This window comes from Hymenobacter rigui, from assembly GCF_003944715.1.
In the GTDB taxonomy this organism is placed as follows: domain Bacteria; phylum Bacteroidota; class Bacteroidia; order Cytophagales; family Hymenobacteraceae; genus Hymenobacter; species Hymenobacter rigui.
On the sequence record NZ_RWIT01000005.1, the window covers coordinates 89,395 to 104,770 of the forward strand.

The window sequence follows — 15,376 nt, forward strand, 5'->3', positions numbered from 1 at the left end:
ACCAAACCCAAAAAGCAGTTGTAACACGCACACATTAAGTGGCAGCCCGTTTATTTGTCCGAGTATTTTCAGTTGTTGCCCCAGGCCCGTCGCATGCCCTCCATTCTTTTCGAATCCCAATATAACCCGCCCATTGCTTTTTTTGCCGAGCTGCTGGGGTCTGAAGCGCTGTGGCTGGAAGCCCACGACCATTACCACAAGCAGACCTACCGCAACCGTTGCCTCATTCTCACCGCGCAGGGCGTACAGGCCCTCACCGTGCCCGTAGTCGATGGCAACCGCAGCGAAAAAGTGCTTACATCAGGAATTGAAATAGATTACCGCCAGAACTGGGTGCACCGCCACTGGCGCACCCTGCAAACCGCCTACAGCGGCACGCCGTACTTTGAGTATTACGCTGATTATCTGCACGACATCTACCTGCAGAAGCCCCAACGCCTGTTCGAGCTAAACCTGCTGCTGCTGCAGTTTTACTTTCGCTGCCTGCGCCTGCGCCTACCCATTCACCTCACCACTGAATACCTACCACCTGCCAACAAGCCTACCCTCTTACACTCTCATCCTTCTGCCCTACTCCTTGACCGCCGCGACTGGCTGACACCAAAGGCTCCTACAACAGTAGGACCTGACAGGACGTCCGGCCGGCCGTATGCGCAGAGCTTTGGTAAAGATTTTGTACCGGGACTCAGCATCTTAGACCTGCTCTTTATGCAGGGTCCGGCCGCCGGCAGTTTTCTTGCGTAGTGTACCTGTCGCCCCCGAACCAACGCCCGACTCAATCTGTTTTCAGGTTATATCGGCCCAACCCGCAGCCCTAGCTTACAGGGGCATTGCGGGGTACCGTTTTTCTTCACTACCTTATCTGCATGGAAGCTAAATTCTCAAATAGAGTCAAGGAGGTCATCTCCCTGAGCCGGGAAGAGGCCATCCGGCTCGGGCACGACTATATCGGCACGGAGCACCTGTTGCTGGGTATGATCCGCGAAGGGGAAGGCACCGCCATTGGTCTGCTCAAGAAATTGGGCGTATCGGTGGAGGAGCTGAAATACGCCCTCGAGCAGGCCACCCGTAATACGGCCACTCAGGGCACGAGTATCACCGGCTCCATCCCTTTGACCAAACAGACCGAGAAGGTCCTCAAGATTACCTACCTCGAGGCCAAAATCTTCAAGAGCGAAATTATCGGCACGGAGCACCTGCTCCTCTCGATTCTGCGTGATGAGGATAATATTTCGTCCCAAATCCTGAGCAAATTCAACGTGAACTACGAATCCGTACGTGATTCGCTGGACTACCACGGTAACACGGCGAACAACCCCACCTCCGGCCCCGAGGCCGATGACGACGACAACGACCGCCTCTTCGGGGGCTCAGCCGGCCGCGGCGGCGCAGGCAGTAGCGGTGCCGCTGCCAAGAAGGGCAACGAAAAGTCGCGCACCCCGGTGCTCGACAACTTCGGCCGCGACCTGACCAAGCTGGCCGAGGAGGACAAGCTCGACCCCATTGTGGGCCGCGAGAAGGAGATTGAGCGCGTAGCCCAGATCCTTTCGCGCCGCAAGAAGAACAACCCCATCCTCATCGGTGAGCCCGGCGTGGGTAAAACAGCCATTGCCGAAGGTCTTGCTCTGCGCATCATCCAGAAGAAAGTGTCGCGGGTGCTGTTCGGCAAGCGCGTGGTTACTCTCGACCTTGCCTCGCTAGTGGCCGGTACCAAGTACCGCGGCCAGTTTGAGGAGCGCATGAAGGCTGTGATGAACGAGCTGGAGAAGTCGCCCGACGTTATCCTGTTCATCGACGAGCTGCACACGATTGTGGGCGCTGGCGGTGCCTCCGGCTCGCTGGATGCTTCCAACATGTTCAAGCCGGCTCTGGCCCGCGGCGAAATCCAATGCATTGGCGCGACTACGCTCGACGAGTACCGCCAGTATATTGAGAAGGACGGCGCGCTGGCCCGTCGTTTCCAGATGGTGATGGTGGACCCCACCACGCCTGAGGAGACGATTGAAATCCTGAACAACATCAAGGACAAGTACCAGGACCACCACCATGTGGTGTACACCGACAAAGCCATTGAGGCCTGCGTGAAGCTGTCGGACCGCTATATGTCGGACCGGTTCCTGCCCGATAAGGCCATCGACATTCTCGATGAAGCCGGGGCCCGCGTGCACATCAACAACATCGTGGTGCCCGAGGATATTCTCAAGCTCGAAGAACAGATTGAGAACATCAAAGGCGAGAAGAACCGCGTGGTGAAGTCGCAGAAGTACGAGGAAGCCGCCAAGCTCCGCGACACGGAGAAGAAGCTCATTGATCAGCTCGACCAGGCCAAGAAGGACTGGGAAGAGGAGACCAAGAAGAAGCGCTATACCGTAAAGGAGGAGAACGTGGCCGAGGTTATTGCCATGATGACCGGTATTCCCGTTTCGCGCGTGGCCCAGAAGGAAAGCTCCAAGCTCCTGAACATGGGTGAAGAGCTGAAAGGCAAGGTAATCGGTCAGGACAAGGCCATTCAGCAGCTGGTGAAAGCCATCCAGCGGACCCGCGTCGGCCTGAAAGACCCCAAGAAGCCCATTGGCTCCTTCGTATTCCTGGGCCCCACGGGCGTAGGCAAGACGGAGCTGGCGAAGGTGCTGGCCACCTACCTCTTCGACAAGGAAGATTCGCTGGTGCGGATCGACATGTCGGAGTACATGGAGAAATTCAGCATCTCGCGCCTGGTGGGCGCGCCTCCCGGCTACGTAGGCTACGAAGAGGGCGGCCAGTTGACGGAGAAAATCCGTCGCAAGCCGTACTCGGTTATCCTGCTCGACGAGATTGAGAAGGCACACCCGGACGTGTACAATCTGCTGCTGCAGGTACTGGACGACGGTATCCTGACCGACGGCCTGGGCCGCAAGGTGGACTTCCGCAACACCATCATTATCATGACCTCGAACATCGGGGCGCGTGACCTGCAGGACTTCGGTGCCGGTATCGGTTTCGGCACCAAGGCCCGGCAGGAGAACATGGATGAGATGACGAAGGGCACCATCACCAACGCCCTGCGCAAAACCTTCTCGCCCGAGTTCCTGAACCGTCTGGACGACGTGGTGGTGTTCAACTCCCTGGAGAAAAAGGACATCCACAAGATCATCGACATCAGCCTCAGCAAGCTGCTGGGCCGCATCCAGACGCTGGGCTACCGCGTGGAGCTGACCGAAGCCGCCAAGGACTTCGTGGCCGAGAAGGGCTACGACCCCAAATACGGCGCGCGTCCGCTCAACCGGGCCATCCAGAAGTACATCGAGGATCCGATTGCCGAGGAAATCCTGAAGGCCGAAATTGCCCAGGGTGACGTCATCACCGCCGATTATACGGCCGGTGCGGAGGAACTGACCTTCTCGGTAAGCAAGAGCGGCGAAACGCCCAACCTGGCCAGCGACGAGCGGCCGGAGGAAGCGCCCGAGCCTGACAATGATGAATCCACGGATTCGAAAAAGCAGGGCGAATAATTTGCCTGAGCGTTAACTGAAACCGGCCGGTTCCTGTAGAGGAGCCGGCCGGTTTTGTTGTTACACCAGATTATTGATACTCTTCTAAAGGATTGAAATTTTTATACCTTATAAATTCATCATCGCCTGCGGCCCTTACGACCTTACTCTTCTCTCTACCACCCTCGTCGTACGTTTTTACATACACGCTGTCTGATAACTCGACACTAGCAGTTGCTTTTAAGCTGTCGTTAACTAATTTCAGAAATACTGTTGTACATCCTCCGTGCAACAAGAGAGCATCAATACACTTTAACTCTTTATTGTATAGCATATTAGGATATAATTCAGAATTTTTCACCAGCATCAGATCATGGCTTTCTCTTCTATAGATAAATAAACGCCTAATTTCATTTGAGCCTCTAGCGGCAACATCGGAAACATAAGTCACATCATTTAGGCCGTCACCATTAAAATCAGTAATTACTGGGTCAATTCCAGATAAATAATCTTTTTCAAACTTATACTTATTAAGCAACTTCCACTTACTGTTGCTTTTGGAATAGAAATTAATAACAACATACACACTGTCGCTAGTTTTGTATTTTAATATATCAATTCTATTTTCTCGCTTCCTTCCAATACTTACACTATCAATAAAAATCTCTTCAGGCATCAGATTAACTGAAGGCATAGTAGTAACACTAGGCCACAAGCTTTGACAAGAAGTCAAAGTCAAAAAAATCAAACAGAATATGTATCTCATTAGATATCAAGAATATTTTCAGAAAAAAGCCGGGTTTCAAAAGACAGTGACTATTCCTTTTGCGACTCAATCTTTCGTAAAATAACACTATAATCTCGTAAAGCATCCTCAGAATTATGGTGCGGCTTTTCTGTACCCACGCGTTACCTTTGAACCTCTTACCGAAGTAACTACCCTGACTCTTTCCCACCCCACAATGTCTGATCCGCACGCTGACGCCCAACTAAGCAAAACCGAAATTCTCGCCCGCAAAAACGCCGAAGCACTGCTCGGCGGCGGCCAGGCCCGCATTGATGCCCAGCACAAAAAAGGCAAGCTCACCGCCCGGGAGCGGATTGATTTGCTGTTCGACGAAGGCTCGTTTGAGGAAATCGGCAAGTTTGTAATGCACCGCTCCAAAGACTTCGGTCTGGACAAGGAGTATTACCTCGGCGACGGCGTGGTGACCGGCTACGGCACCGTAAACGGCCGACTGGTGTACGCGTTTTCGCAGGATTTCACGGTGTTTGGCGGCTCGCTGAGCGAAACCCACGCCGAGAAAATCGTGAAGATTATGGACCTAGCCATGAAAAACGGCGCCCCCGTTATCGGCCTCAACGACTCGGGCGGGGCTCGTATTCAGGAAGGCGTGGTGAGCCTGGGCGGCTACGCCGATATCTTCTACAAAAACACCCTGGCCTCGGGCGTGGTGCCGCAGCTGTCGGCCATTATGGGGCCGTGCGCGGGCGGCGCAGTGTACTCGCCGGCCATTACCGACTTCATCCTGATGGTGGAGGACACGAGCTACATGTTCGTGACCGGCCCCAACGTGGTGAAAACCGTAACCCACGAAAACGTAACCAGCGAGGAGCTGGGCGGAGCCAGCACCCACTCGGCCAAAAGCGGCGTAACGCACTTTTCGTGCGCCAACGAAGTGGCCTGCATCACCCACCTCAAGCAGCTGCTGAGCTATATGCCCCAGAACTGCGAGGAAACCGCCCCAATGGTGCCCTACGAGGCCGGCCAGGACGAAAGCCGCGCCGCCCTCGACACCATCATCCCCGATAACCCCAACCAGCCCTACGACATCCGGGAAGTGATTGACGGCATCATCGACGCCGGCTCCTTCCTGGAGGTGCACCAGAACTTCGCCGAAAACATCGTGGTGGGCTTTGCCCGCCTGGGTGGCCGCAGCATCGGTATTGTGGGCAACCAGCCAGCCGTGCTGGCCGGCGTGCTCGACATCAATGCCAGCACCAAAGCGGCCCGCTTCGTGCGGTTCTGCGACTCGTTCAACATTCCGCTGCTGGTGCTGGAAGACGTGCCCGGCTTCCTGCCCGGCACCGACCAGGAGTGGCGTGGTATCATCACCAACGGGGCCAAACTGCTCTACGCCTTCTGCGAAGCCACCGTGCCGCGCATCACCGTCATCACCCGCAAAGCCTACGGCGGGGCCTACGACGTGATGAACAGCAAGCACATCGGGGCAGATATGAATTACGCCTGGCCCACCGCCGAAATTGCCGTAATGGGCGCGAAGGGCGCGGCTGAAATCATCTTCAAGCGCGAAATTGCCCAAGCCGAAGACCCCGAAGCCAAGCTGCAGGAGAAAGTGGACGAGTATCAGCAAAAGTTTGCCACGCCCTACCGCGCCGCCCACCGCGGCTTCGTAGACGAGGTAATTCTGCCCTCGCAGACGCGCCAGAAGCTGATCCGCGCCTTCAAGATGCTGGAAAACAAAGTGGACACGCTGCCCCGCAAAAAGCACGGCAACATTCCGCTGTAGTCTGCCGCTATGTCCATCACCATCCGTCCCTCCACGCTCCACGATGCGTCCGCCATTCGGCGGCTGTACCAGCGCGTGTCGGCGGAAAGCGGGGGGCTGGCCCGACGGCCCGAGGAAATAACCGAGGACTACGTACAGCACTTCCTGACGCGCAGCCTGGCCCAGGGCATCGGACTGGTGGCGGAACAGGCGGGTGAGCTGGTGGCGGAAATTCACGCCTACCAAGCAGGCCTGCAGATTTTTGCCCACGTGCTCGGCGACCTGACGGTGGCCATTGTGCCCGCTGCGCAGGGCCAGGGACTGGGGCGGCGGCTGTTCACCGAGCTGCTGAGCCGCGCCCAGACCCAGTTTCCGCAGGTGCGCCGGGTGGAGCTGCTGGTGCGCGAAAGCAACACCCGCGCCATTGCGTTGTACGATCAGTTGGGCTTCCGTCAGGAAGGCCGCTTTGAGGGCCGGGTGGCCGGTGCACAGGGACTGGAAGCCGATATTCCGATGGCCTGGCACGCTCCTGAGTGGCCGGATGCGGCCCAAAACCATCTGGCGGCCCGTTTGTAGTGTATCTTTTTGAATCTTTGCTTTATGCGTCAAGAATCTTTCGACTTCCTGCAGAAGTACCTCAATAACCCCTCTCCCACTGGCTTCGAAAAGGAAGGCCAAAAAATCTGGCTGGACTACCTCAAGCCCTACATCGACGAGTATTTCGTGGATACCTACGGCACGGTGGTGGGCGTGGTGAATCCGGAGGCCGACTACAAAGTGGTGATTGAAGCCCACGCTGACGAAATCAGCTACTTCGTGAACTTCATCACGGAATCCGGCTTTCTGTACCTGCGCAAAAACGGCGGCTCCGACCCGCTGGTGGCTCCCAGCAAACGGGTGAATATCCATACCAAGAAGGGCATTGTGAAGGCGGTGTTCGGCTGGCCGGCCATTCACGTGCGCAAGGTGGAGCAGGACAAGGCTCCCACCATCGAAACCGTGTTCCTCGACTGCGGCGCTTCGTCCAAAGAGGAAGTGGAGCAGATGGGCATTCACGTGGGCTCGGTGGTGACGTTTGAGGACGAATTCACGGTGCTCAACGACCGGTTCTACGTGGGCCGGGCGCTGGACAACCGCATCGGCGGCTTCATGATTGCCGAGGTGGCCCGCATGCTGAAGGAGAACAAAAAGAAGCTGCCCTTCGGCCTCTACATTGTGAATGCGGTGCAGGAGGAAATTGGCCTTCGGGGGGCCGAAATGATTGCCCACCGCATTAAACCCGATGTGGCCATCGTGACGGACGTGATTCACGACACCCAGTCGCCGATGTACGAGAAGAAAACCTCCGGCGACCTGTTCTGCGGCAAAGGCCCCGTGATTACCTACGGCCCGGCGGTGCAGAACAACCTGCGGGAGCTGATCATTGAAACGGCCCAGAATGCCGAAATTCCCTTCCAGCGCGCCGCCGCTACCCGCGCCACCGGCACCGACACCGACGCCTTCGCCTACTCCCACTCGGGAGTGGCCTCAGCCCTGATTTCGCTGCCCCTCAAGTACATGCACACCACCGTTGAAACCGTGCACAAGGATGACGTACAGAACGTCATCCAGCTCATCTGCGAAACGCTGCTGCGCATCGAGGACAAACACGATTTCCGGTACTTCAGCTGATCACGGATTTTTCGGATCAGACGGATTAATCGGATTTCGTGGACGACTCCTGCCATCTGACTACTATCAGGCAGAAGCGTCTTTTCGCATAATTCGTACGCTCTGTACCAAGAAGCCGCAGCGGGTTGCTGCGGCTTCTGTGGCTTTAATATCACCCTTTCGTGCACCTTCATGAATCCGTTTGAACCCGTGATTCCGCTTTCCGTAACCGACCAGATGGGGCGGCGGGTGGCTGTGCCGCTGCCGGCGCAGCGCATTGTGTCGCTGGTACCGTCGCAGACGGAGCTGCTGTTTGCGCTGGGCCTGAGGACGCGGGTGGTGGGCGTGACCAAGTTCTGCATTCACCCAACCGAGGCCCGGCAGTCGGCTACCGTCATCGGCGGCACCAAAAACTTCGATTTCGACAAAATCGACGCCCTGCAGCCCGACCTCATCATTGGCAATAAGGAGGAAAACTACCAGGAAGGTATTGAACGGCTGGCGGAGCGCTACCCGGTCTGGATGAGCGACATCAGCACCCTGCCCGAGGCGCTCAGTATGATCCGGCGGGTAGGACTGCTAACGCAACGCGCAGAAGCCGCTGAGGTGCTAGCCGCCGAAATTGAGGCTTCTTTCTCGGTCCTGCCGCGGGTGGCCGAGCCCGTGCCGGCAGCCTATTTTATCTGGCGTAAACCCTACATGGTGGCGGCCGGCGGCACGTTCATTGATGAGTTGCTGGCGCGGGCCGGCTTCCGCAACGTGTTCGGTGAGCTGGGCCGCTACCCCGAAATCAAGCCCGACCAGCTCCGCCAGGCCGCTCCGCAGCAGATTCTGCTTTCCTCCGAGCCATACCCCTTCGGCGAAAAGCACGTGGCCGAGTTTCAGGAAATCTGCCCCGCAGCTCAAGTCCGCATTGTCAATGGGGAACTGTTCAGCTGGTACGGCAGCCGCCTCCGCTACTCTGCGGCGTATTTTCGGGAGCTGTAAGTGTAGCGTAGATACTCCGGACTTAACGAATAAAAATTGAGCCGGGCGGATGTTCCTTTTTGGGCATCTGTTTCAGCCGGACATCCACAAGGGTTGCGGGTTGACTGGCGGTTGGGTAGGTCACATACAGCTGCGCTATAGCTCCGGATGCGACGCGCAGTCTTGCCGTTGCTTCTGCGCTAAGCCAGTGGCCATTCAGTGCAAATTGTAACGGTCCTGCCGGTTGCAGCCGCTGCCCGATTGCCAGGAAGGTCTCCGCCGGTATCTGTCGCTTCGACTCAATCACAATCACACCGGTACCCAACGTAGCTTGCCATGAAGGCAACGAATCTGTAGCCGAACGCAGACTGGGTTGGTACACTAGCACTTGCTGAATATCCGCCGGGTTGAAATCAGCAACCAAGCCGTTAATAATTGTGGTGGAATTGAGCAGGAAGATAGGCTCCCCCCCATCGTGTGTACTGGGCACCGGCTGCTGGGCATACCCAACCTGACTCATTCCCCACATGCATACTGCACCAAGCAGCAGAATTTTTTGCGTAATAGTCATAGCGGATGGTGTATGTATCTGCCAATAAACGCAGGATATTTAACTTCCAAAACGACAGGTTTACCCTTATCGTCGAATCCACTCTGTCGATATTGTCCCCTTAAAACGAAAAGATGCCTGTCTATTTCGGACAGGCATCTTTTCGTTTTAAGGGGATAATCAGAACACCGGTGCCGGCGCAGGGTCGGTGTTGAAGCCAGCTTTTTCCAGCTCCCGCCAGAACTGCGGATATGACTTGCGTACCACTTTGGGGTCCTCAATAGTGAGCGGCCCTAACAAGGCCAACGGAGCAAATGCCATAGCCATGCGGTGGTCGTGGTAAGTGGCCACCGATTGCCCGTTGACACGAAAGCCGGTGGACGACACCCGGAAACGCTCATCGCCTTCATCAGTCAGGAAGCCGCCAAACTTAGCCAGCTCCGTCTGCAGGGCGGCAATCCGGTCGGTTTCCTTGATGCGCAGGCTTTCCAGGCCCGTCATCAGCACGGGTACGCCTAAGGCGGCGGCCACCACGGCTACGGTTTGAGCGAGGTCGGGGCAGTCGGTGAAATCCTGGCTAAATCCGGATCCGACGGCTGTTTTGCTCAGGCGCACTTGCTCATCAGCCAGAAACTCGGTGTGTACTCCCAAATGCGCCATAATGCCAACAATAGCCTGGTCGCCCTGCCAGGAATAGCGGCGCAGCGTAGGCAGCGTGAGGTGGGAGCCATCGGGAGCCAGGGCCACCACCGCGTACCAGTAGCTGGCCGCCGACCAGTCGCCTTCCACCGTGTAGTCGGTGGGCGTGTAGGCCTGAGGGCGCACTTCCAGCACCTCGCCCAAATCCCGGCACACGGCCCCGAAGTGCTGCATCAATGCCAGCGTCATCCGGATATACGGCCGGGAGCCGACTTTGCCCGTCAGCCAGATGCGCAGGCCGTGGGGCAGCGTGGGACCCACCATCAGCAGGGCCGAAATGTACTGGCTGCTGATGTCGCCACGCACTTTCAACTCTGTAAAGTCGGCCGACTCCTCGGTGGCGGGAGCAGGTGTACGGCCCAGCAGTTGGAGCGGCGGATAGCCTTCTTGCCCTTGGTATTCAATACGCGCCCCCAGTTCCCGCAGCGCATCTACCAGCACCCGAATGGGCCGCTCCTGCATCCGGGCGGTACCCGTCAGCTCCGTCTGGCGGCCCGTCATGACCAGGTAGGCGGTCAGAAACCGCATCACGGTGCCGGCGTCCTCGGCGTTGAATTCCGCTGCGGTGGGGTCGAGCAGCAGGCGTTGCATCAGCTGCGTATCGTTGGCGTCGGAGAGGTTGTGCAACTCGCCAGCGCCCGCCAGCGCCCGAATGATGAGGGCGCGGTTGCTTTCACTTTTGGAGGCCGGCACCTGCGCGGTGCCGCGCACTGGTCCCACAGGTCCGGTCAGGAGAATAGATGAATTGATGGCTACAGCAGGTTACGAGGCGCAGATCAACAGAGTGCGCCGATTGAAAAAATTGAGAAAGGGGCCGCAGGCAGCCGACGAGCATCAGAGGCGGTGATAATACTGCAATGCCTGCGCAATTTCCGCCAAAGTAACCGGTTGATCATATACACCCTGGCCAATACCGTTCAGCAATGTGCAGTTGATAGTCGAACCGGCATTCTTCTTGTCCTGCAGTGCAAACTCAGCAATTGCTTCGGTTTCAAGGCCAACAAACTGCACTTTCTCGAATACCGAAAACAGAAAGGATTCGATTTGCTCCAGCTCTTCGGCCTGCAGCAAGCCTTTCTGATAACTCAGCCAAGCTTCGCATACCATGCCGGCCGCTACGGCTTCACCGTGCAGGATTTCGCGGCCGGGCTGCTGTAGCAGGTAGCTTTCCAGCGCGTGCCCCACGGTGTGTCCGAAGTTCAGCAGCTTCCGCAAGCCGCTTTCCAGCGGATCCTGCTCCACAATCTGTTGCTTCAGGGCTACGGACTCCTTAATAATCGGCGTCCAGTCATCGATGCCCAGCACACCAATGTATCGGTTACGGGTGAAGGCTTCCGCATCGGCAATCAGCCAGTGTTTCACCACCTCCGCATAGCCTGACTTCAGTTGGCGAGGGTCAAGCGTTTGCAGAAAGCGCGGCTCAATGCATACGGCCAGTGGTTGCTGAAACACGCCCAGCTGATTTTTGAAGCCTTGGAAATCAACTCCGGTTTTGCCGCCTACACTGGCATCTACCTGCGCCAGCAACGTAGTGGGTACCTGCACAAAACCGATGCCTCGCTTATAGAGCGCTGCTGCAAACCCGCCAAGGTCAGTTACGACGCCCCCTCCCACGTTAATCACCAATGAATACCGGTCGGCGTGGTGAGTGGTCAAATCGGCCCATAGTGTTTCGCAGGTCAGCAGGGTCTTGTATTCTTCCCCCGCCGGAATTTCCACCACCCGGTAACCAGCCGGCAGATAGGGCGCAACCAGCGGCATACACTGCCGTGCTGTATTGGCATCAACCAGCACAATTACCTGACTGATAGTGGGCCGAACAGCAATTTTAGCTAGTTCAGGCAAGGCTTCTGAGCCCACAAACAACGTTTCGTTCAAAATATTATGAGTTTTAGAAAACTTTTCGACAAACGGTTGCAAGAAATCAGACAAAAATAGCTTGCTTTGATGCAACTATTCTACCCAGGTTCCGATCATGGAAACGCAACTTACCTTCTATTCGATTATGAAATCTTTTGTTCGTGGCATATACGTCATGGCAGTGCTACTGGTATGCGGCACCCTTGGCTCGTGCAGTAAAGACTCAATGCCAACTCTTGAAGAGGGCTTAGTAGGCCGCTGGGAGTGGCAGCAGACAGCTACCAATGGCAAACCAGCGTTGACGCCGGATAACACCGGGCATAAGGTTGTGGTGGAGTTTGACCGCCGGGGCCGGGCCCGCTTTTACCAGGATGGAGCACTGGTCAGCGCCGCTGCTTTTTCAGTACGTCGCGACATGGGCGGCTTAGGACAGCCTTCGCGGCACATCATTATGTATCGGGGGTATCAGAACAATCAATACTACTCGGTTATTGGCAACCGCCTGCAGTTGCAGGACACCAACGGTAAGTTACTGGCACACACTTATATTCGGGTAGTTACTGAAGTATCGGCGCAGCTACCCACACATAAGACCTACTAGCGACAAGCTACCGGCTTTAGCAGGGTTGCCGTGGCACTCGGTGGGAGCTATACATAGCCCCAGTGCAATAAGGCATGCAGGCACGAGGCAACTATCGTCTGGCAGAAAATGTTTACCGGCTATCTTTATGCCCGTAAACGGCCACCCCCTTCTGCCGATCAACCACCCCCGTTATGCCCGTAACCCAAGCCCCACCCATCTCCTTTGAGGACACTGCCGTTGCTTTTGCCTCCAAATCGGATGGTGAATTGCGTAAGATGTACGCCTTGTTTGCCGCTATGAACAACAACGCGCTGGTGAAAACTGGCGGCGGGCTCATGAAGACGGCTTTAAAATGGCACTTACCCGGCACGAAATTTCTGATCAAGAAATCGATTTTTGAGCAGTTCTGCGGGGGCGAAACCATTCAGGAATGTCTGCCGGTTATTCAGGAGTTGGGCCGCTACCACATTGGCACCATCCTAGACTACTCGGTAGAAGGAGAAGGTGACGACAAGAGCTTTGACGCCACTACCACCGAAATACTGGCTACTATTGATTTGTCGCACCGCTCCCAGCATATTCCGTTTTCGGTATTCAAGGTGACGGGCGTTGGCGACGCGGCCATTCTGGAGAAAGTACAGGCTGGCAAAGCACTTACTCCCGCCGAGCAGATCAGCTTCGAAAAAACCAAAAAACGCATCAATGCTATTTGCGCCCGCGCCCATCAGTATGGAGTACGGGTGTTCATTGATGCCGAGGAAAGCTGGTTTCAGGACACTATTGATCAGCTGGCCTACGAGATGATGCAGCGCTATAACCGGGAGTCGGCTATTGTCTGGAACACGTACCAGCTGTACCGCCACGACCGTTTGGATGCCATTAAAAAAGCATACAATGATGCCGTAGCTGGCGGTTATTACCTGGGTGGCAAGCTAGTGCGGGGCGCTTACATGGAGAAAGAAGCGCGAGTGGCCGCGCAGCAAGGCCGCGAAAACCCCATCAACCCCACCAAGCCCGCCACCGACGACCTATACAATGAGGCGCTCCGGTACTGTGTGCAGCACGCTGATCGTATCAGCATCTGCGCCGGCACGCACAATGAAGCCAGCTCCAAACTACTGACGGAGCTGATGCAGGAGTATGATATACGGCCCGGTGACCCTCGTATTTGGTTTGCGCAGCTTTACGGTATGAGTGACAACCTGAGCTACAACCTGGCTCATGCGGGCTATAATACGGCCAAGTATGTACCATATGGCCCGGTGGCTTCGGTGATGCCCTACCTGCTGCGGCGTGCTGACGAAAACACCGCCATTGCGGGCCAGACCAGCCGAGAGTTTTTATTAATTCAGAAGGAAATGAATCGGCGTAAAGCCCGCTAAGTATAAAATTCAGAAGATAGTTGGCTGAGCGGCACAGTTTTTGAAATTTCTAAGCCCGTTGTGTTGGCAAAGCTGCCGACACGACGGGCTTTTTTTGTTACATTCCGCTTTCATCTCCCATCCTTATTGCCCATGACCGGCCGAGTACGTAGCCATTTAATTCGTTTTTCCCGCACACAGGTAGGCACTACCAGCTACCTGAATCTGGTTCAGGAAGCTGAACTTGGGTTCAACCTGGATATTTCGCACGAAAAAGCGCGCCTGAATGAGATTCTGGCCGAAATTTCTGAAAACGAGCACCGAGCCGGCCGCCCTATCCTTAGCTGCTTGGTAAAAGTAGAAGGCTCCAAGGGCCAGGGCGACAACTTTTATAAGTTGTGTGAGCGGCTGGGCTTGGGCGAGTGGCGCGAGTTGAAACAGCAGGAAGATTTTTTGAAGAACATGCGCCGCGAGTGCCGGGCATTTTGGCAGAATGAAGAGAACTTCGAAAAATTTGCGTGAGCGAAAAAGAGCATTTGGGGCCTGAAATTGGGCTTATTGGGTGAATAAATTGGAGTAGAGCCATGTGCTTTGCGTAACCTCTGATACAGGGCTGCGTTAAGCTACCTCGAAACCTCCGTCGGCCTTTCCTTTCCAATTACCGACGGAAACTCTCTCCTATTTCATTCAAAATAATCCCCCACCCCATGAACACCAACGATTCGATTAACCCCACCAATTCAGGTACTGGTTCAGGCGCTAACTATGGTACCGGCTCGGCTGGTACTGGCTACGGCACCGGTGCCAACACGACGTCCAGCGGTAATATGGGGAACTCCTCCACCGGTGATTCGTCCATCCCCTCCTCGACTTCGCCCAGCTACCCAACCAACTCTTCCACTGACAATAACCCGCATCACGACTACAGCGCCACGCAGAAAGGTGCTGCCGCAGCCGGGTCAGTAGGCGCTGCAGTTGGTTCCGGTATTGATGCCGCTCAGAACGCCGCTGGTGATGCCGCCCGTGCCGTAACCGGCTCGAATCATACGTATGGTACGGGTAGCAACTACACTACCGGTACGTTCCGTGACCGTGCTAGTGCTGAGCGTGCTTATGAGTCACTGTCGTCGCGGGGATACTCCAAAGACGATGTGAACCTGCTGATGTCGGATGATACCCGCAAGGCGCACTTCGGTGATAATACGCCCGATACCGACCTCGGCGATAAAGCTATGGAAGGTGCTGGTGTAGGTTCGGCCATTGGCGGTACTGCCGGTGCTATAATCGGTGCCATTGCCGCCATTGGTACTTCGGTAGCCCTGCCCGGTCTGGGCCTGATCATTGCTGGTCCTATTGCTGCAGCTCTGGCCGGTGCCGGTGCCGGTGGCCTCACGGGCGGCCTGGTGGGTGCCTTGGTAGGCTCGGGCATTCCCGAAGAACATGCTGCTGAGTACGAATCGGACGTGAAAAACGGCAACATTGTGATGGGCGTACGTCCTCGCAATGCCGAAGACGCTCAGTATTTCGAAGAGGAATTCCGTCGCCACAGCGGCGACAAAGTACGTCGCTACTAGTCACGTCCTCAAGGGTTTCTAAAAAAGGCTCTTCCTGTAATGGGAAGAGCCTTTTTTTGTGCATTACCCGAATATTCCTCATCGGCTATTCATTTTTGGGCGGTTATTTGCTGAACCGCTATATTCACGAAACGCGGCCGATGCACCGGATGC

Annotated in this window: 14 protein-coding genes; 10 read left to right on the plus strand and 4 right to left on the minus strand. The window is 55.9% G+C overall.

Going from position 1 to position 15,376, the window contains the following annotated elements; translation table 11 throughout:
- Positions 1-93 precede the first annotated feature (93 nt).
- Positions 94-744: a WbqC family protein gene (locus EI291_RS11305; RefSeq protein ID WP_125419937.1), complete on the plus strand. Its 651-nt coding sequence runs from the start codon at positions 94-96 to the stop codon at positions 742-744.
- Positions 745-866: 122 nt separating this feature from the next.
- Positions 867-3,491, plus strand: coding sequence for an ATP-dependent Clp protease ATP-binding subunit (locus tag EI291_RS11310; RefSeq protein WP_125419938.1), 2,625 nt, complete (start codon positions 867-869; stop codon positions 3,489-3,491).
- Positions 3,492-3,561: 70 nt separating this feature from the next.
- On the opposite strand, the gene EI291_RS11315 is transcribed toward EI291_RS11310, so the two are convergent.
- A complete protein-coding gene (locus EI291_RS11315; RefSeq protein ID WP_170172605.1) occupies positions 3,562-4,164 on the minus strand; it encodes a hypothetical protein in 603 nt (200 codons plus the stop codon).
- Between the two features lie 268 nt (positions 4,165-4,432).
- Here EI291_RS11315 and EI291_RS11320 point away from each other — a divergent pair, with 268 nt between their 5' ends.
- The 4 genes from EI291_RS11320 to EI291_RS11335 all read left to right on the plus strand — a co-directional run bounded on the left by EI291_RS11320 (position 4,433) and on the right by EI291_RS11335 (position 8,617).
- Complete coding sequence (locus EI291_RS11320) at positions 4,433-6,001, plus strand: acyl-CoA carboxylase subunit beta (protein ID WP_125419940.1); 1,569 nt, start codon at positions 4,433-4,435, stop codon at positions 5,999-6,001.
- A gap of 9 nt (positions 6,002-6,010) precedes the next feature.
- Complete coding sequence (locus EI291_RS11325; RefSeq protein WP_125419941.1) at positions 6,011-6,556, plus strand: GNAT family N-acetyltransferase; 546 nt, start codon at positions 6,011-6,013, stop codon at positions 6,554-6,556.
- Between the two features lie 24 nt (positions 6,557-6,580).
- Positions 6,581-7,651 carry a M42 family metallopeptidase gene (locus EI291_RS11330; protein ID WP_125419942.1) on the plus strand — a complete coding sequence of 357 codons (1,071 nt, stop codon included), beginning with the start codon at positions 6,581-6,583 and terminating at the stop codon, positions 7,649-7,651.
- 171 nt (positions 7,652-7,822) lie between these two features.
- Positions 7,823-8,617: a helical backbone metal receptor gene (locus tag EI291_RS11335; RefSeq protein ID WP_240635515.1), complete on the plus strand. Its 795-nt coding sequence runs from the start codon at positions 7,823-7,825 to the stop codon at positions 8,615-8,617.
- A 22-nt stretch (positions 8,618-8,639) separates the two neighbouring features.
- Here EI291_RS11335 and EI291_RS11340 read toward each other — a convergent pair whose 3' ends face one another.
- The 3 genes from EI291_RS11340 to aroB all read right to left on the minus strand — a co-directional run bounded on the left by EI291_RS11340 (position 8,640) and on the right by aroB (position 11,723).
- On the minus strand, positions 8,640-9,167 hold the full coding sequence (locus EI291_RS11340; protein ID WP_125419943.1) for a hypothetical protein: 528 nt from the start codon (positions 9,165-9,167) through the stop codon (positions 8,640-8,642).
- Positions 9,168-9,326: 159 nt separating this feature from the next.
- Positions 9,327-10,556 (minus strand): 3-phosphoshikimate 1-carboxyvinyltransferase, encoded by a 1,230-nt coding sequence (locus EI291_RS11345; protein WP_125420416.1) that lies wholly within the window; start codon positions 10,554-10,556, stop codon positions 9,327-9,329.
- A 123-nt stretch (positions 10,557-10,679) separates the two neighbouring features.
- Positions 10,680-11,723, minus strand: a complete 1,044-nt coding sequence (gene aroB / locus EI291_RS11350) for a 3-dehydroquinate synthase (RefSeq protein WP_240635516.1) — start codon at positions 11,721-11,723, stop codon at positions 10,680-10,682.
- A gap of 97 nt (positions 11,724-11,820) precedes the next feature.
- Here aroB and EI291_RS11355 point away from each other — a divergent pair, with 97 nt between their 5' ends.
- The 4 genes from EI291_RS11355 to EI291_RS23430 all read left to right on the plus strand — a co-directional run bounded on the left by EI291_RS11355 (position 11,821) and on the right by EI291_RS23430 (position 15,223).
- Positions 11,821-12,306, plus strand: a complete 486-nt coding sequence (locus EI291_RS11355) for a hypothetical protein (protein WP_148103403.1) — start codon at positions 11,821-11,823, stop codon at positions 12,304-12,306.
- 173 nt (positions 12,307-12,479) lie between these two features.
- Positions 12,480-13,670, plus strand: coding sequence for a proline dehydrogenase family protein (locus EI291_RS11360; RefSeq protein ID WP_125419945.1), 1,191 nt, complete (start codon positions 12,480-12,482; stop codon positions 13,668-13,670).
- 63 nt (positions 13,671-13,733) lie between these two features.
- The gene (locus EI291_RS11365; RefSeq protein WP_240635517.1) at positions 13,734-14,171 is read left to right on the plus strand and encodes a hypothetical protein; all 438 of its coding nucleotides are present in this window, start codon (positions 13,734-13,736) and stop codon (positions 14,169-14,171) included.
- Between the two features lie 185 nt (positions 14,172-14,356).
- Positions 14,357-15,223: a hypothetical protein gene (locus EI291_RS23430; RefSeq protein WP_317127648.1), complete on the plus strand. Its 867-nt coding sequence runs from the start codon at positions 14,357-14,359 to the stop codon at positions 15,221-15,223.
- Positions 15,224-15,376 lie beyond the last annotated feature (153 nt).